The sequence below is a fragment of the Sphingomonas adhaesiva genome (genome assembly GCF_002374855.1).
Taxonomy (GTDB): domain Bacteria; phylum Pseudomonadota; class Alphaproteobacteria; order Sphingomonadales; family Sphingomonadaceae; genus Sphingomonas; species Sphingomonas adhaesiva.
Window position 1 is genome coordinate 355,830 of the sequence record NZ_NWVC01000002.1, and the last position, 15,601, is coordinate 371,430.

General features: G+C 69.9%; 17 protein-coding genes. 8 read left to right on the forward strand and 9 right to left on the reverse strand.

The genetic code is table 11. From position 1 onward, the window contains the following. Nucleotides 1–345: 345 nt before the first annotated feature. On the reverse strand, nucleotides 346–1,170 hold the full coding sequence (map, locus tag COA07_RS06225) for a type I methionyl aminopeptidase (protein WP_066713147.1): 825 nt from the start codon (nucleotides 1,168–1,170) through the stop codon (nucleotides 346–348). A gap of 51 nt (nucleotides 1,171–1,221) precedes the next feature. On the opposite strand from map, the gene COA07_RS06230 reads away from it, so the two are divergent. The 4 genes from COA07_RS06230 to glnA all read left to right on the forward strand — a co-directional run bounded on the left by COA07_RS06230 (nucleotide 1,222) and on the right by glnA (nucleotide 4,505). Then, a complete protein-coding gene (locus COA07_RS06230) occupies nucleotides 1,222–1,980 on the forward strand; it encodes a competence/damage-inducible protein A (RefSeq protein ID WP_096640622.1) in 759 nt (252 codons plus the stop codon). A gap of 3 nt (nucleotides 1,981–1,983) precedes the next feature. After that, the gene (locus COA07_RS06235; RefSeq protein WP_066713162.1) at nucleotides 1,984–2,460 is read left to right on the forward strand and encodes an OsmC family protein; all 477 of its coding nucleotides are present in this window, start codon (nucleotides 1,984–1,986) and stop codon (nucleotides 2,458–2,460) included. 189 nt (nucleotides 2,461–2,649) lie between these two features. After that, complete coding sequence (locus tag COA07_RS06240) at nucleotides 2,650–2,988, forward strand: P-II family nitrogen regulator (RefSeq protein WP_066492102.1); 339 nt, start codon at nucleotides 2,650–2,652, stop codon at nucleotides 2,986–2,988. Between the two features lie 104 nt (nucleotides 2,989–3,092). Then, entirely contained in the window at nucleotides 3,093–4,505 is a 1,413-nt protein-coding gene (glnA, locus tag COA07_RS06245) for a type I glutamate--ammonia ligase (RefSeq protein ID WP_066713154.1), read from the forward strand. Between the two features lie 708 nt (nucleotides 4,506–5,213). Here glnA and COA07_RS06250 read toward each other — a convergent pair. Further along, entirely contained in the window at nucleotides 5,214–5,990 is a 777-nt protein-coding gene (locus tag COA07_RS06250; RefSeq protein ID WP_096640624.1) for a GcrA family cell cycle regulator, read from the reverse strand. Between the two features lie 60 nt (nucleotides 5,991–6,050). On the opposite strand from COA07_RS06250, the gene COA07_RS06255 reads away from it, so the two are divergent. From COA07_RS06255 to COA07_RS06265, 3 genes are all read left to right on the forward strand, one after another. Further along, nucleotides 6,051–6,905, forward strand: coding sequence for an ABC transporter permease (locus COA07_RS06255; RefSeq protein WP_066713726.1), 855 nt, complete (start codon nucleotides 6,051–6,053; stop codon nucleotides 6,903–6,905). A gap of 114 nt (nucleotides 6,906–7,019) precedes the next feature. Next, nucleotides 7,020–7,223: a hypothetical protein gene (locus COA07_RS06260; RefSeq protein ID WP_066713728.1), complete on the forward strand. Its 204-nt coding sequence runs from the start codon at nucleotides 7,020–7,022 to the stop codon at nucleotides 7,221–7,223. A gap of 44 nt (nucleotides 7,224–7,267) precedes the next feature. Then, nucleotides 7,268–7,450: a hypothetical protein gene (locus tag COA07_RS06265; RefSeq protein ID WP_066713730.1), complete on the forward strand. Its 183-nt coding sequence runs from the start codon at nucleotides 7,268–7,270 to the stop codon at nucleotides 7,448–7,450. 75 nt (nucleotides 7,451–7,525) lie between these two features. Here COA07_RS06265 and COA07_RS06270 read toward each other — a convergent pair whose 3' ends face one another. The 3 genes from COA07_RS06270 to COA07_RS06280 are packed head-to-tail and all read right to left on the reverse strand — an operon-like array spanning nucleotide 7,526 to nucleotide 9,947. Next, nucleotides 7,526–8,317, reverse strand: coding sequence for a LysR family transcriptional regulator (locus COA07_RS06270; protein WP_096640626.1), 792 nt, complete (start codon nucleotides 8,315–8,317; stop codon nucleotides 7,526–7,528). An 11-nt stretch (nucleotides 8,318–8,328) separates the two neighbouring features. Continuing rightward, on the reverse strand, nucleotides 8,329–8,727 hold the full coding sequence (gene apaG, locus COA07_RS06275) for a Co2+/Mg2+ efflux protein ApaG (protein ID WP_066711781.1): 399 nt from the start codon (nucleotides 8,725–8,727) through the stop codon (nucleotides 8,329–8,331). Between the two features lie 14 nt (nucleotides 8,728–8,741). Further along, nucleotides 8,742–9,947 (reverse strand): trans-sulfuration enzyme family protein, encoded by a 1,206-nt coding sequence (locus tag COA07_RS06280; RefSeq protein WP_066711776.1) that lies wholly within the window; start codon nucleotides 9,945–9,947, stop codon nucleotides 8,742–8,744. Nucleotides 9,948–10,048: 101 nt separating this feature from the next. Here COA07_RS06280 and COA07_RS06285 point away from each other — a divergent pair, with 101 nt between their 5' ends. After that, a complete protein-coding gene (locus COA07_RS06285) occupies nucleotides 10,049–11,260 on the forward strand; it encodes a glycosyltransferase family 39 protein (protein ID WP_245842037.1) in 1,212 nt (403 codons plus the stop codon). Here COA07_RS06285 and COA07_RS06290 read toward each other — a convergent pair. The 4 genes from COA07_RS06290 to recO all read right to left on the reverse strand — a co-directional run bounded on the left by COA07_RS06290 (nucleotide 11,226) and on the right by recO (nucleotide 15,477). After that, entirely contained in the window at nucleotides 11,226–12,287 is a 1,062-nt protein-coding gene (locus COA07_RS06290; RefSeq protein ID WP_141396484.1) for an acyltransferase family protein, read from the reverse strand. The genes COA07_RS06285 and COA07_RS06290 overlap by 35 nt on opposite strands. Nucleotides 12,288–12,545: 258 nt before the next feature. After that, entirely contained in the window at nucleotides 12,546–13,649 is a 1,104-nt protein-coding gene (locus COA07_RS06295; RefSeq protein WP_066711779.1) for a glycosyltransferase, read from the reverse strand. A gap of 11 nt (nucleotides 13,650–13,660) precedes the next feature. Next, nucleotides 13,661–14,713, reverse strand: a complete 1,053-nt coding sequence (gene leuB / locus COA07_RS06300; RefSeq protein ID WP_066711780.1) for a 3-isopropylmalate dehydrogenase — start codon at nucleotides 14,711–14,713, stop codon at nucleotides 13,661–13,663. A gap of 29 nt (nucleotides 14,714–14,742) precedes the next feature. Then, nucleotides 14,743–15,477, reverse strand: a complete 735-nt coding sequence (gene recO, locus COA07_RS06305; protein ID WP_096640628.1) for a DNA repair protein RecO — start codon at nucleotides 15,475–15,477, stop codon at nucleotides 14,743–14,745. Nucleotides 15,478–15,601: the final 124 nt, after the last annotated feature.

Sequence of the window (15,601 nt, forward strand, 5' to 3'; positions counted from 1 at the left end):
ACGCAGAGACCCCAGCTTTCGCTGGGGTGACGGGTTTGGATTGGGTTCACGCGAAGACGCGAAGACGCAAAGAGGTGGGATTTCGCGGCGAGGAGGCACGACGACGCGAAGCGTCTTTGCATCGCCACCCTGCGATGCGGCGACGGCAAGGGTGATCGGCGACCATCCCCCGCGCCTCCGCGCCTCCGCGTGAACCCCTTCTTCTTCGCGTCTTCGCGTGATCAACCTTCGGTCCGCCCCACCGAAGGCTGGGGCCTCGCCGTTGCCGGCCGTTTCGCCCGCCCCATAAAGACCCCAGCCTTCGCTGGGGGTGACGTGGGGGCCAGGCGAACCGGGACGCGGGGATCAATACGGCGGCTGGTGCAGCCCTGCGGGGGAGGCGGTGAAGATTTCGCAGCCGTCCTCGGTGATGCCGATCGAATGTTCGAACTGCGCCGACAGCGAGCGGTCGCGCGTCACCGCGGTCCAGCCGTCGTCGAGCAGCTTCACGTCGGGGCGGCCGATGTTGATCATCGGTTCGATCGTGAAGATCATCCCCGGGCGCAATTCAGGCCCGGTCCCGGGGCGGCCGGCGTGCACCACTTCGGGCGCATCGTGGAACAGCCGGCCGACGCCATGGCCGCAGAAATCGCGGACCACGCCATAGCGGTGCGCCTCGGCATGGCGCTGGATCGCGTTGGCGACGTCACCCATGTGGTTGCCGGGCTTCGCCTGCTCGATGCCGATCATCAGGCATTCGTAGGTGACGTCGACCAGCCGCCGCGCCTTCAGCGGCACGTCGCCGATCAGGTACATGCGGCTGGTGTCGCCGTGCCAGCCGTCGACGATCGGCGTGACGTCGACATTGACGATATCGCCCGATTTCAGCGGCTTGTCCGCCGGGATGCCGTGGCAGACGACGTGGTTGATCGAAATGCAGCTGGAATGGGTGTAGCCGCGATAGCCGAGCGTCGCGGGCACGCCCCCGCCGGCCAGAACGAAATCGTAGATCAGCCGGTCGATCTCCGCCGTGGTCACGCCGGGCACCATGTGCGGCACCAGCATGTCGAGCGTTTCGGCGGCCAGCCGCCCGGCCTTGTGCATGCCCGCAAAGGCTTCGCGGCCATGCAGCTTGATGGCGCCGTTGCGCCCGAGCGGCGCATCGCTGGTGACGGTCACATATTCGGTCATGCGCACCGATATAGCGTGGCGTGCGCGCGATGGCGAGGTTATGCCCGCATCATGGCAAGCGAACGCATCTGGACCGCGGCATTGGTGGTGATCGGCGACGAGATTCTATCCGGCCGAACGCAGGACAAGAATGTCGCGCAGATCGCGCAATGGCTGAACGTCCAGGGCATCCGCCTGGCCGAGGTGCGCGTCGTCGCCGACCGCGAGGAAGCGATCGTCGAGGCGGTCAACACGCTGCGCGCGCGTAACGACTATCTGTTTACCACCGGCGGGATCGGGCCGACGCACGACGACATCACCGTCGACGCGATCGCCGCCGCGCTGGGCGTCGGTGTGATCCACCATCCGGAGGCGGTGGCGGTGCTGGAGCGTTACTATGCCACGCGCGGCGGCGCGACCGAGGCGCGGCTGCGCATGGCGCGCGTGCCGGAGGGCGCGGGGCTGATCGAGAACCGGATGAGCGGCGCGCCGGGCATCCGCATCGGCAACATCTTCATCATGGCCGGCGTGCCGCATATCACCGCCGGGATGCTCGACGCGCTGACCGGGACGCTGGAGGGCGGGCGCCCGGTCGTCAGCAAGACGATCGGCAGCTGGGTCGCCGAAAGCGAGGTCGCCGACCTGCTGCGCGAGGCGGAGCGCGCGCACGACGGCGTGGCGATCGGCAGCTATCCGTTCTTTCGCGACGGGCGCACCGGCGCCAATTTCGTCGTCCGCAGCCCGGACGAGGCGGCGGTCGACGCCTGCCTGGCCGACGTCGCCGAGCGGCTGGCCGCGGCGGGCCATGCCGCGACGCCGGGCGGGATCTGACCCGTGGCGGGGCGCACGCATCACTATCGCGTGCGTGTCGACTGGACCGGCAACACCGGCGCCGGCACCGCGGGTTATCGCGGGTACGAGCGCGCACATGACGTCAGCGGCGCGGGCAAGGACCATGCGATCGCCGGATCGTCCGACCCGGCGTTCCGCGGCGACGCAGCGCGCTGGAATCCCGAGGAGCTGCTGGTCGCCTCGCTGAGCGCGTGCCACCAATTATGGTATCTGTCGCTGTGCGCCGAGGCGGGGGTGATCGTCACCGCCTATCACGACGATGCCGCGGGCGAGATGATCGAGGAAGCCGATGGCGGCGGGCGGTTCGTGTCGGTGACGCTCAACCCGCAGGTGACGATCGCGGCGGGCAGCGATGCGGACGTCGCGCACGCGCTGCACGAGCGTGCGCATCACCTGTGCTTCATCGCGCGATCGGTGGCGTTTCCGGTGCGGTGCGCGCCGGTCGTGACGCGCGGCTGAATACCCCCCGCTGCCGCCAAAACCGGCACGCGCCGCGCCACTGCCCAATCGTTGAGCAACAGTTAACGCTGCCCGCGGGCGAGTCGCCGCCTTGCCCTTCGGCGCGGCGGCTGGCACGATCGGTGCAATGCACAAATCGGGGCTGCCGGTTGGGGCATGTCGAGTTCACCTGGGTGGGGCGTCAGGCGCGTGAAGAAGATCGAAGCGATCATCAAGCCGTTCAAGCTGGATGAAGTGAAGGAAGCGCTGCACGAGATCGGGGTCAGCGGCATCACCGTGACCGAGGCCAAGGGCTTCGGCCGGCAGAAGGGGCATACGGAGCTGTATCGCGGCGCCGAATATGTCGTCGACTTCCTGCCGAAGGTGAAGCTGGAGGTCGTGGTCGAGGACGGGCTGGCCGAGCGCGTGGTGGAGGCGATCGCCGCCGCCGCCCAGACCGGCCGCATCGGCGACGGCAAGATCTTCGTCATCCCGGTCGAAACCGCGCTGCGCATCCGCACCGGCGAGCGCGGCGACGACGCGATCTGACCTTTCCCTTTTTCTACGTCACCCCAGCGGAAGCTGGGGTCTTCTAGTTACGGCGAGACCCCAGCTCCCGCTGGGGTGACGCAAACCCGAGAGAGAGAAGCATCATGGCGAACACGGCCGCAGACGTTCTGAAGAAGATCAAGGAAGAGGAGATCGAGTGGGTCGATCTGCGCTTCACCGATCCCAAGGGCAAGTGGCAGCACCTGACCATGGTCGCCTCGGTCATGGGCGAGGACGAGTGGACCGACGGCCTGATGTTCGACGGCAGCTCGATCGAGGGCTGGAAGGCGATCAACGAATCGGACATGATCCTGAAGCCGGATCTGGACGCGGTGTACACCGACCCCTTCTCCGCCACGCCGATGCTGATCGTGTTCTGCGACATCGTCGAGCCGTCGACCGGTGAGGGCTATGCCCGCGACCCGCGCACCACCGCGAAGCGCGCCGAGGCGTATCTGGCGACGACCGGGATCGGCGACACCGTGTATGTCGGGCCGGAAGCCGAATTCTTCATGTTCGACGACGTGAGGTTCGAAACCGCCTACAACACCAGCTACTTCAAGATCGACGACATCGAGCTGCCGACCAACACCGGCCGCGATTACGAGGGCGGCAACCTGGGCCACCGTCCGCGCGCCAAGGGCGGCTATTTCCCGGTCGCGCCGGTCGATTCGGCGGTCGACATCCGTGGCGAGATGGTCACCACGATGCTGGAAATGGGCCTGCCGTGCGACAAGCACCACCATGAGGTGGCCGCCGCGCAGCACGAACTGGGCCTGACGTTCGGCACGCTGACCACCACCGCCGACCGGATGCAGATCTACAAGTATGTCGTGCACCAGGTCGCGCACGCCTATGGCAAGTCGGCGACGTTCATGCCCAAGCCGATCAAGGAAGATAACGGCTCGGGGATGCACACGCACTTCTCGATCTGGAACGGCAAGGAGCCGCTGTTCGCGGGCAACGGCTATGCCGGGCTGTCGGAAACCTGCCTGTACTTCATCGGCGGCATCATCAAGCACGCCAAGGCGGTCAACGCCTTCACCAACCCGACCACCAACAGCTACAAGCGGCTGGTGCCGGGCTACGAGGCGCCGGTGCTGCTCGCCTATTCGGCGCGCAACCGTTCGGCATCGTGCCGCATCCCGTACGGCACCGGCCCGAAGAGCAAGCGCGTCGAGGTGCGCTTCCCCGACGCGATGGCCAACCCGTACCTGGCCTATGCCGCGCTGATGATGGCGGGTCTGGACGGCATCCAGAACAAGATCCATCCGGGCGAGGCGATGGACAAGAACCTGTACGACCTGCCCCCGGCGGAGCTGGCCGAAGTCCCGACCGTCTGCGCCTCACTGCGCGAGGCGCTGGAATCGCTCCAGGCCGACCACGACTTCCTGCTGAAGGGCGACGTGTTCACCAAAGACCAGATCGAGGCCTATATCGAGCTGAAGTGGGCCGACGTCGCGCGCTGGGAAATGACCCCCAGCCCGGTCGAGTTCGACATGTACTACAGCGCCTGATCATCGCACCCGCGACGTAACGGCAAAGGGGGCGTCCGGAGCGATCCGGGCGCCTCTTTTTTTTGGGCAGGGACTGCCGGGGGAGCGGCGGTAGGTTTTGGTGCGTGCCGTTTCGTCGCCCCTGCGCAGGCAGGGGCCTATCGCTGTGTCGTCCCGCGCGACGGTGGACCCACGAGCGCAGCCGATGAGTCGACGGTTCCACGTGCAGCAACAGACATAGGCCCCTGCCTGCGCAGGGGCGACGGGTCAGGTCAGCGCGGTCAGCCGTGGTTCGCGACCGGCATTGGCCGCCTGCCACCATCACCCACGTTGTCGCAGCGAAAAACGTGACCTCGCAGGACAGACGCGCCCTGCCCTCCCGCTTCGTCGCCCCTGCACAGGCAGGGGCCTATCGCTGTGTCGTGCCGCGCGGCGGTAGACACACGGGGGACGCCGATGAGTCGACGGTTCCTCGGGACGCGACAGACATGGGCCCCTGCCTGCGCAGGGGCGACGGCGTGGGGCGGGCGATACCGCTTTCCCCGTGGAGGCCCCAGCCTTCGCTGGGGCGACGTGAGAGGTATTGGATGGCCCTACGCGGCGATGCGGGAGGACCGGTGGCTCTCCCCCGTCATCCCAGCGAAGGCTGGGATCTCCCGCGGAGGAGGATGCCGCTCCCCCATGAAGACTCCTGCCTGCGCCGGTGACGCCCCCCTTCCGCGCGCGCGGTCAGCGTGCGCGCGGGCCGCCGAAGGGGAGCGGGGGGGCGCCGCGGCGGTCGCGGCGGGGGAGCTGCGCCTGATAGGCGTGGCCGCAATGCGCGACGCAATAGGGGAAACCGGGGTTCACCTTCTCACCGCAGAAGTGGAAGTCCGGCTCGCCCGGGTGGCCAAGCGGCCACTTGCAGATCTTGTCGTTGAGATCGAGCAGCGACGTCTTGTCGGCATATTCCGGCGCGGTGCGCGCGGGGACCAGCCGGCGCGGCGGCGCGGGAGCGATCGGCGGCTGCTGTTCGCCCGGCGCCTGGCGGACGAAGCCGCCGGGACCGACCGAGCGCAGGATCGGCTGCGGCGCGGGCGTCGGCGCCGCGGGTTCGTCGGCATCGTCCGGCTCCGCCGCGGGGGCGACGGGCGGGCGGGCGGCGGCCTCACGCGGGGCGGCGGGGGCGGTCGAGAACGGCGGTGGGGCGGCCGGGGCAGGCGCCGGACGCGCGGCAACCGCCGGGGCCGGCGGCGGCGCGACCGGTTCGGCGGGCGGCGGCGCAGCGGAAGAAGTAGAGGCGGCGGCGGCAGGTGCCGGCGGCGCGGCGGCGGCCTTCTCCGCGGCGGCGCGCGCCTCCTCCTTGCTGACCACCGGCGAGGGACGCGATTGCAGCCCGAGTCGATGCGCCTTGCCGATCACCGCATTGCGGCTGACCCCACCCAGCGCCTCGGCGATCTGGCTGGCGGTCTGCCCGGCTTCCCACATCGTCTTGAGCGTATCGATCCGCTCGTCGGTCCACGACATTCTAGTTTCCTCATGCGTGCCGGTTGCGGGCAGCCGCGCCAGCGTCTACCCGCAGACGCGATGAGCAGCCAGCCCTCCCCCGGTCGTCAACTTCCGTCAGGCGTCAGGCACGCCCCCGGCGAACCGGTGATCCGGAACGTCAACTGGGGCGGCTTGAAGACGCTCTATGTGAAGGAGGTGCGCCGTTTCTTCAAGGTGCAGCTCCAGACGATCTGGGCACCCGCGATCACGACGCTGCTGTTCCTGGTCATCTTCACCGTCGCCAGCGGCGCTCGGACCCCGGTGCGCGTGGGGGGCGAGGTGGTGCCCTTCGCCGATTTCGTCGCGCCCGGGCTGATCGTGATGGGGATGCTGCAGAACGCCTTCGCCAACGCCAGCTTCTCGCTGCTGGTGGGCAAGATCCAGGGCAATATCGTCGATTACCTGCAACCGCCGCTGTCCACCGCAGAATTGCTGGCGGCGCTGACCGGCGCGGCGGTGACGCGCGCGTTCCTGGTCGGGTGCGCGGTGTTCCTGGCGATGTCGCTGTGGCCGGGCGTCCACGTCACCCCGCGCCACCCCGGCGCGGTGCTGTGGTTCGGGCTGCTGGGATCGGCGTTCCTGGCGCTGGTGGGCGTGCTGACGTCGATCTGGGCGGAAAAGTTCGATCATGCCGCCGCGGTCACCAATTTCGTCGTCGCGCCGCTGACGTTGCTGTCCGGCACCTTCTATTCGGTCGATCACCTGGCCCCGGCATTCCGCGCGTTCAGCCATGTGAACCCGTTCTTCTACGTCATCTCCGGCTTCCGCTACGGCTTCCTGGGCACCGCCGATTCGCCGGTGCTGACGGGCAGCGTGGTGATCCTGGCGCTGGACGTCGCGCTGGCGACCTTGTGCTACGTGCTGCTGCGCCGCGGGTGGAAGCTGAAGAGCTGAGGGTGGCGTTTTCGCGCCCGCGATGCTATATGGGGACCATCGCTGCCACATATGCCGTAGGCGGCAGCGACTGAGAGACCGAGTGCGCTCCCGCTTACAGATGGGAGAGCCGACATGGACCTCAACTACCTCCTCCACCGCCAGCAGGTATCGCTGATGAAGGCCGCCGCCGCGGTCTGCCGCGAGGCGCGCTACAGCCATGCGCTGATGGCGCAGGGCTATGCCCGGCGCATCAACGAACGCCTCCATGGCCTGCGCGACAGCGACACTCTGCTGATGGACGAGGCGCTGCACCCCCCCGGGCTGGCCGCCGTCTGAGTGCCGCGGCGCCCCCCTTCATCCACCGCACGGAAGTGACGACGATGCGCGATTCGGAAATGTTCACCCAGCGGGCCGCGGACTGCCGCGAGCAGGCGGATGCGGCCGAGCTGGCCAATGTCCGCGACCGCTGCCTGCGCGCCGAGGCGGCGTGGACGCAGATGGCGACGCGTTCGCTGCGCACCGAGGCGGCGCGGGATTTGCGCGAGGCGAAAACCACGGTCTGAGGCCACTGGCGTTTCAGCTCGAAGAGACCCCAGCTTTCGCTGGGGTGACGTGGATGCGGGCTGGCGTATGCGACCCTAGCCGACCAGCGCCTCGACCAGCGATTGCACCTTCTTCTGCCGCCATTGCGGGGTGGGGGCGACCAGCCAGTATCCGCTGCGCGACGGCTGCGGCGTGCCCAGCGTGACGACGCGCCCCGCCGCGATGTCGCGCGCGGCGAGCAGTTCGGGGACGGTGGCGCGGCCCAGCCCGGCCGCCGCCGCGTCGATCGCCAGCCCGGCATCGCCGACGCGGACCAGCGCGCCGCCCTCCGCATCGGGCGATCCGGGCCAGGCGATCGCGGTGTCCGCGCCGCCGCCGGGGCGGGCGACCGTCACCAGCCCCTCGCTCTCGATCGCCTCGCCCTCATGATCGCCCGGCCCCTCGCCCCAGCGGATCGCCAGGTCGAGGTTCGCCTCGGTGAAATCGACATTTTCGTCCGCGGTGACGAGCGCGAAGCGGGTTTCGGCGTCGCCCGCGGCGATCTGCGCCAGCCGCGGCAGCAGCCATTTCTCGGTCACGTCGCGCGGCGCGGCGATCGTCAGTGAGCGGGACGATTGCCCCGCCTGCATCGCGCGCACCGCTTCCTCGAATTCCAGGAACGCGCGGCGCAGCGCGGCCAGCCCGGCATCGCCCTCCGGCGTCAGTTCCAGCCCCTTGGTCGTACGGCGGAACAGCACGACGCCCAGCGTATCCTCCAGCGCGCGGATCTGCTGGCCGACCGCGGCGGGGGTGACCGCCAGTTCGTCCGCGGCGCGGGTGAACGACAGGTGGCGCGCCGCGGCGTCGAGCACGCGCAGCCCGTTGAGCGGCAGATGGGTCCGCTTCATGGCCCCCGCCCCTATTCCGCGACCGCCGGAGCGGTCAGCGCGAAGCGCGGAATCGCGACGTCGAACAGCGACCCGTCCTGCCCGATCATCCGGTAGCTGCCTTGCATCGCCCCGGTCGGCGTGGCGAGCGGGCAGCCGGACACGTAATCGTAGCTGGCGCCCGCCGCGATCAGCGGCTGTTCGCCGACCACGCCCTCCCCCTCCACCGTATGGCGCGCGCCGCGGCCGTCGGTGATGATCCAGTGGCGGGTCAGCAGCTGCACCGCGCCGGCCCCGTCGTTCTCGATGCGGATGTGATAGGCCCAGAACCAGCGCCCGCGCGCCGGCTCCGACTGTTCGGGCAGGTAGCTGGCGGAGACGCGCACGGTCACGTCGCCGGTGGTGGCGGCGTCGGGAAACAGCGCCCCGATCGCGCCGACCGCCATTACAGCCCCACCTGCCGCAACGCCTGGTCGAGATCGTCGATCAGGTCGGCGGGGTCCTCCAGCCCGACGTTGAGGCGCAGCAGCCCCTCGGTCACGCCCATTTCCGCGCGCGCCTCCGCCGACACACCGTAATGGGTGGTCGATGCCGGGTGCGTCATCAGCGAGCGCGAATCGCCGATATTGTTCGATATGTCGATCAGCTGGAGCGCATCGAGCAGCGCATGCGCCTGCGCGCGCCCCTCCACCTCGAACGCGAAGATGCCGCCCGCCGCGACCATCTGGCGCATCGCCAGGTCATGCTGCGGATGGCTGGGAAGGCCGGGGTGCAGGATGCGCGGCACCCGCCCCTCGAGGAAGCGCCCGACCGCCAGCGCATTGTCCGACTGGCGGCGGATGCGCAGGTCCAGCGTCTCCAGCCCCTTCAGCACCACCCAGGCGTTGAACGCCGACAGCGTCGGGCCGGTGTTGCGCGTGAACGGCAGCAGCGTGTTGGTGATGAAATCCTCGGTCCCGCACACCGCGCCGGCCAGCACGCGCCCCTGCCCATCCATCATCTTGGTCGCGGAATAAGCGGTGACGTCCGCGCCGAAGTCCATCGGCCGCTGGAGCGCCGGGGTGGCGAAGGCATTGTCGACGACGCTGACGATGCCGCGTTCGCGCGCGATGCCGCACACCGCCGCCAGATCGACGACGTCCATCGTCGGATTGGCGGGGGTTTCGAAGAAGAACACCTTCGTATTGGGCTTCACCGCGTCCTGGAACGCCTGCGGATCGCGGGCGTCGACGGTGGTGGTCGCGATGCCGAACTTGGGCAGCAGCGTATCGACCAGCCAGCGGCACGAGCCGAACGCGGCGCGGCCCGCGACGACATGATCGCCCTGCTGCAACTGGCACAACAGCACCGCGGTCATCGCCGCCATGCCGGTGGCCATGGTGCGGCACGCCTCCGCCCCTTCCAGCAGCGCGATGCGCTGTTCCAGCATCTCCACCGTGGGGTTCTGCAGCCGGGAATAGGTCATTCCCTGCTGTTCCCCGGCGAAGCGCGCCGCGGCATCCTCCGCCCGGTCGTAGCAATAGCCGGAGGTGAGGAAGATCGCCTCCGACGTTTCGCCGAACTCGCTGCGCGCGGTGCCGCCGCGCACGGCCTGGGTGGCGGGCCGCCAGCCCTGGGTGATGGATCGGTCCTGTCCGGTGCGCCGCTTCATGGCGCCACGCTTTGCCTTTCGCGACGGATCGAGACAAGGGGGATGGGCACGCGAAGGGGGAATCGGGGCCGATGCGCCGCAACGTCGACACTTCATGGATCGTGAGGCCGTGGATCGTGGGGCCGCTGGTCGCGCTGCTCGCCTGGGCGATCTTCCTGTTCCGCGTCACCGTGCCGGCGCAGCTGGTGTTCGACGAGGTGCATTACGTGCGCGCCGCGCGCGTGCTGCTGACGCTGTCGGGGCCGGAGAATATCGAGCATCCGCTGCTGGGCAAGGAGCTGATCGCCGCGGGCATGCTGATCTTCGGCGATACGCCGCTGGGCTGGCGGTTCTTCTCGACGGTGGCGGGTGCGGCGACGATCGGCGGCGTCTTCGCGCTGACCCGCGTGCTGACGCGGCGCACGCCCCCCGCGCTGCTGGCCGCGACGCTCGCGCTGCTTGGGTTCACCGTCTACGTCCAGGCGCGGATCGCGATGCTCGACACGTTCATGGTCGCGTTCCTGATCGGCGGGATCGCGCTGATCGCCGCCAGCGCGCGCAGCGGCAGCATGGCGGCATGGACCGCGGGCGCGGCGATGCTGGGCTGCGCGACCGCGTGCAAATGGAGCGCCGCGCCCTATGTTGCCGCCGCGGCGGTCGCGTTCCTGGTGATGCGCCGCGGGCGCGCCGATCGCTGGCCGGGAATGCGTGCGCTGCCGGCGATCGCGGTGCTGGGGGCGGTATCGGTCGGGGTCTATTTCCTGACCTTCGCGCCCGCCTTCTTCTACGCAAACGAGGCGCTGACCCCGGCGCGGCTGCTGGCGTTCCAGTGGGAGATGTACCAGCGTCAGACGCTGGTGCTGCCGCCGCACACCTATCAGGCGGCGTGGTACGGCTGGCCGCTGATGCTGCGCCCGATCTGGTATCTGTACGAACCGGTCGACGGCATCCAGCGCGGCATCCTGATGATCGGCAATCCGGCGGTGATGTGGGGCGGGCTGATCGCGGTGGCGGCGTGCCTGTACGGGTGGATCCGCACCGGATCGGCGCGGCTGCTGGCGCCGGCGATGCTGTGGGCGCTGGCGCTGGGGATGTTCGCGATCATCCCCAAGTCGCTGGGATTCTATTATTATTACTATCCGGCCGGCGTCTTCCTGTCGGTCGCGCTGGCGGTGGCGATCGACCATTGGCGCGCGGCGCTGGGCGCGTGGGTGGAGGTCTATCTGCTGGTCGCGTTCGCGCTGGCGCTGTATTTCCTGCCGGTGCTGTCGGCCGAGCCGCTGGCGCACGCGGGCGCGTTCAGCCGCTGGACGTGGTTCGCGCGCTGGGTGTGACGCCGGGCATCGCGACATGGCGCAGCCGCCGGCGCAGCGGCGCGTCGTATAACAGCTCCAGCAACCATGCGGCGACCAGCAGCGCGGCGACCAGCGCCGCCAGCAGCGCCGGGCGCGGCACGCCGGGCAGCCGCTGCGCCGCCATCTCCGCGATCGGCAGCAACGGGCCGTGGATGGCGTAGATCGGGAAGCTGATCGCGCCCAGGAACGCGAACAGCCCGCGCTGCCGCGCCCCCACCGTCGCGGAGGCACCCGCCGCGATCATCACGGGCACGACGACGGTGACGATCGCCAGATCGAACGCGACGCCCCAATGCGCCGGGCTGGCCCCGATCGCGACGACCAGCGCCAGCAGCAGCCACGGCGGCACCGCGCGCGTGCGGATGTCCAGCCGGTTGATGAGCACGCCGACCGAAAAGGCGAAGATCGTGCGCGCGGCGCCGCCGGGCCATTGCGCGCCCGTGCCGCCCAGCTCAAGCGTCCCCGCGTGAATGCCCAGAACCCAGATCGCCGCCAGACCGGCCAGCGCGATCGCAACCAGCGTGCGAACCGTGAGCCAGCGAAACACCAGCGCATAGCCGATATTGACCAGCAGTTCGTAGAACAGCGACCAGGCGGGCGGGTTCATCGCGAACAGATAATCGCCCCGCTGCCCGACCGGGAACGGCAGGAACAGCGCCCCCGCCGCCAGCGCCCCGAACAGCAGCGGGACGGGCAAGGCGAAGTGGTTGTGCGTCGCCACCAGCAGCAGCTCGCGCGTCGCACCGATCGCCAGTCCCAGCGCGTAGAGCGGATAGAAACGCACCAACCGCAGGCGGAAGAAGTGCAGCGGCGTCCATTCCGCCGCCAGCCGCCGGTCGTAGGCGCGCGAGATGACGAAGCCGGACAAAGCGAAGAACATGTCGACGGCCAGATAGCCGTGCGGCATCGTCTGCACCCCGGCGAGCCGCGCGCCGTGGAACAGCACGACCGTGATCGCGGCCACGCCGCGCATCGCATCCAGCGTCAGGAAATGCGGTTTGGTCACGACGTCCTGCCCCCCAGCGCGGCGCGGTCGGCCCGCGCGCCGGGTGTCTTGCCCGATCACGGGCGCCGACGCCAGATACCCGAAATGACGAAGCCGGCGGGCTACCGCGGCTTGCGCGACGCCGCCAGCAACGCGACCGACGTCGTGACGACGCTCAGCAACACCACGCCCAGCGCGATCCACACGGCGTTCATACGGCACCTCCCCCCTTTTTTCGCGCAGCGTAGTGGCTTTGCGCGCGCGGGCAAGGCGTGCCGTTCAGCGATAGCGTCCCCAGGTGAAACGCGACGACAGCGCGTAATTCCACACCGCGCCCACCAACACGCCGAGCAGTGCGGAAGCGGCCCAGTAGCCGGCGCGCACGTCGTGCAGGAACGCCGCCACGCCGACGTTCGCCACCGCCCCCACCGAACAGACCAGGCAGAAGGCGATCCAGCCGTCGAACAGCGCGCGCGCGCCGGTCAGCCGCCGGTCGCGATAGGTCAGCGCGTTGTTGAGGAAGAAGTTGAACGTCATCGCCACCGCGGTCGCGGCGATCTCCCCCGCCAGGAACGACCAGCCGAGCAGCAGATAGGCAAGGCTGAGCACCGCCATGTGCACCCCGGCGCCCAGTGCGCCAATCGCGGAGAACATCGCGAAGCGCACCGGCACGATCCGCCCCATCCGCCGATCGTACAGCGCGATCAGATATTCCAGCGCGACGACATGGTCGAGCTTGCTTTCCCCCGCCGCGCGGGTGCGGAAGGTGTAGGGCAGTTCGACGAACGCCAGCGGGCGCGGGCTGGCGCTCATGATGTCCAGCAGGATCTTGAACCCGATCCCGCCCAGCCGCGGCACCAGCGCGCGGACGGTGGCGGTGCGGATCATGAAGAAGCCGCTCATGGGATCGGCCAGGTCGGAGCGCAGCACCAGCGCCGCCAGCCGCGTCGCCAGCGCCGATTTCGCTACCCGGTCGCGGTCCCATTCCCCGGTGCCGCCGCCCGGCGCGAACCGCGATCCGATCGCCAGGTCCAGCGCCGGATCGCCTTGTAGCACAGCGACCATCCGCGGCAGCAGCGCCTCGTCATGCTGGAGGTCGCCGTCCATCACCGCGACCAGCGGCGCGGCGGTGGCGCACATCCCCTCGATACAAGCGGTCGACAGCCCGCGCCGCCCGATCCGCTGGATCACGCGGACGCGCGGATCGGCCAGCGCCAGCGCGCGCGCGGCATCGGCGGTGCCGTCCGGGCTGTCGTCGTCGACGACGATCGCCTCCCACGCCAGCCCGGCGAGCGCGACATCGAGCCGCGCGACCAGCACGGCGACGTTCGCACGCTCGTTGAAGGTCGGGATGACGACCGCGACGTCGAGCGGGGGCGTCATCGCCGGTCGGGTCAGAGCGCGGCCAGCACCGCGTCGCCCATCGTCCGCGTGCTCGCGGTGCCGCCCAGGTCGGGGGTGCGCACGCCGGTGGCGAGCGCGGCGGCGACCGCCGCCTCGATCCGGTCGGCCGGTTCGGGCAGCGCCAGCGAATGGCGCAGCAGCATCGCGGCGGACAGGATCGCCGCGCACGGATTGGCCTTCCCCTGGCCGGCGATATCGGGCGCGGAGCCGTGGATCGGCTCGTACAGCCCCTTGGCATCGGCATCGAGCGACGCGGATGGCAGCATCCCGATCGACCCCACGCACATGCTCGCCTGATCCGACAGGATGTCGCCGAACAGGTTGCCCGTCACGATCGTGTCGAACGCGCCGGGATTGCGGACCAGCTGCATCGCGGCATTGTCGACGTACATGTGGGTCAGTTCGACCTGCGGATATTCCGCCGCCACCTCGATCACCACGTCGCGCCACAATTGCGAGGTTTCCAGCACGTTGGCCTTGTCCACCGAGCACAGCTTCCCGCGCCGCTTCGCCGCAGTCTGGAAGCCGATGTGGGCGATGCGGCGCACCTCCGCCTCGTCATAGCGCATCAGGTCGTGCCCCTCGCGCAGGCCGGCGTCGGTGGTGCGGCGGCCCTTGTCGCCGAAATAGACGTCGCCGTTCAGCTCGCGCACGATCACCAGGTCGATCGCGCGCGCCACCTCCGGCTTCAGCGTGGAGGCGTCCTCCAGCCCGGCGAAGATCCGCGCGGGGCGCAGGTTGGCGAAGGTGGTCAGATGCTTGCGCAGCCCCAGGATCGCCTGTTCGGGGCGCAGCGCGCGCTCCAGCCCGTCGAACGCCGGATCGCCGACCGCGCCGAACAGGATCGCGTCGGCGCGCCGGGCAAGGTCCAGCGTCTCCGCGGGCAGCGGGTGGCCGCTGGCGCGATAGGCCGCGCCGCCGACCGGCGCCTCCTCGAACGCCAGCGGCAGCGCCAGCGCCTCCAGCACGCGCCGCGCCTCCGCGGTGACTTCGGGGCCGATGCCGTCGCCCGGCAGAATCGCGATCAGTTTCGTGTCCGTCATGGCCCGACCGCATGGCGCGGCGCGCGGCGCTACGCAACCGCCCTGTTGACGCGCGCGACCAGCCGTTCGCGCGCCGCCAATATCTCGCGGCGCCGATCGGTCAGCACGTCGCGCGCCAGGAAATACCCGGTGATCGCCAGCGCGGCCAGCGCCTCCTCCCCGCTGTCCGCCGCGCCGCCGCCGGTCAGGAACGGGGGCAGCGGGAACAGCCGCGCCTCATATCCCGCCGCCGCCGCGCGGGCGACCGCGCCGCCGCTCTTCGGGCTGACGAAGGCCAGGTCGTCGGTCGCGCCGGTCGCGACGCACGCCGACAGGTCCAGCCCGAAGCCCAGTTCGGCGAGCAGCAGCAGTTCGTAGCGCGCGATGCTGCCGGCCCAGCCCCGCGCCGACGGCGCCGCCGCGATCGCATCCAGCACCGCGCCCAGCGCATCGTAGAGCTGCGGATAGGGCTGCCCCTCCGGCAGGGTCGCGGCGGTCAGCGCGGTCAGCCATTCCAGCGCGGCGGCGGGCAACGGCTCGGCATGGAGCGGCGCGCGGCTGTGGATCAGCTCGGCGGTCAGCACGGGCAGTTGCTCGTCGGTGCGCGCGCGCCATTCGCCGCGGATCGCATTGGCGGGTTGCAGCACCGGGCGCAGCCGCCGCGCATGGCCGCCGCGGACATAGCCCGGCTGGACCCCGTGCAGGCGCGTGAACCCGCGCACGATCGCGCCATGTTCGCCGTGCGCGCGCACGGACAGGATCACGGCATCGGCGCGGATGTGCATGGGCGGGATATAGGCGATGCGACCGCACGCGTCGCCCCTGCGCAGGCAGGGGCCTCCCCGCGGCTCCTGCCCCGGCACACGCCGAAGATGCCAGCCTGCGCTGGGATGACGTGGGAGAGCGCCC

Bases quoted from the DNA above. Each gene is read 5' to 3' on its own strand.
- COA07_RS06230 (WP_096640622.1), top strand. From the start codon at position 1,222: ATGGCAAGCGAACGCATCTGGACCGCGGCATTGGTGGTGATCGGCGAC.
- COA07_RS06255 (WP_066713726.1), top strand. From the start codon at position 6,051: ATGAGCAGCCAGCCCTCCCCCGGTCGTCAACTTCCGTCAGGCGTCAGG.
- map (WP_066713147.1), bottom strand. From the start codon at position 1,170: ATGACCGAATATGTGACCGTCACCAGCGATGCGCCGCTCGGGCGCAAC.
- COA07_RS06260 (WP_066713728.1), top strand. From the start codon at position 7,020: ATGGACCTCAACTACCTCCTCCACCGCCAGCAGGTATCGCTGATGAAG.
- recO (WP_096640628.1), bottom strand. From the start codon at position 15,477: ATGCACATCCGCGCCGATGCCGTGATCCTGTCCGTGCGCGCGCACGGC.
- COA07_RS06270 (WP_096640626.1), bottom strand. From the start codon at position 8,317: ATGAAGCGGACCCATCTGCCGCTCAACGGGCTGCGCGTGCTCGACGCC.
- COA07_RS06295 (WP_066711779.1), bottom strand. From the start codon at position 13,649: ATGACGCCCCCGCTCGACGTCGCGGTCGTCATCCCGACCTTCAACGAG.
- COA07_RS06280 (WP_066711776.1), bottom strand. From the start codon at position 9,947: ATGAAGCGGCGCACCGGACAGGACCGATCCATCACCCAGGGCTGGCGG.
- glnA (WP_066713154.1), top strand. From the start codon at position 3,093: ATGGCGAACACGGCCGCAGACGTTCTGAAGAAGATCAAGGAAGAGGAG.
- COA07_RS06265 (WP_066713730.1), top strand. From the start codon at position 7,268: ATGCGCGATTCGGAAATGTTCACCCAGCGGGCCGCGGACTGCCGCGAG.
- leuB (WP_066711780.1), bottom strand. From the start codon at position 14,713: ATGACGGACACGAAACTGATCGCGATTCTGCCGGGCGACGGCATCGGC.
- COA07_RS06250 (WP_096640624.1), bottom strand. From the start codon at position 5,990: ATGTCGTGGACCGACGAGCGGATCGATACGCTCAAGACGATGTGGGAA.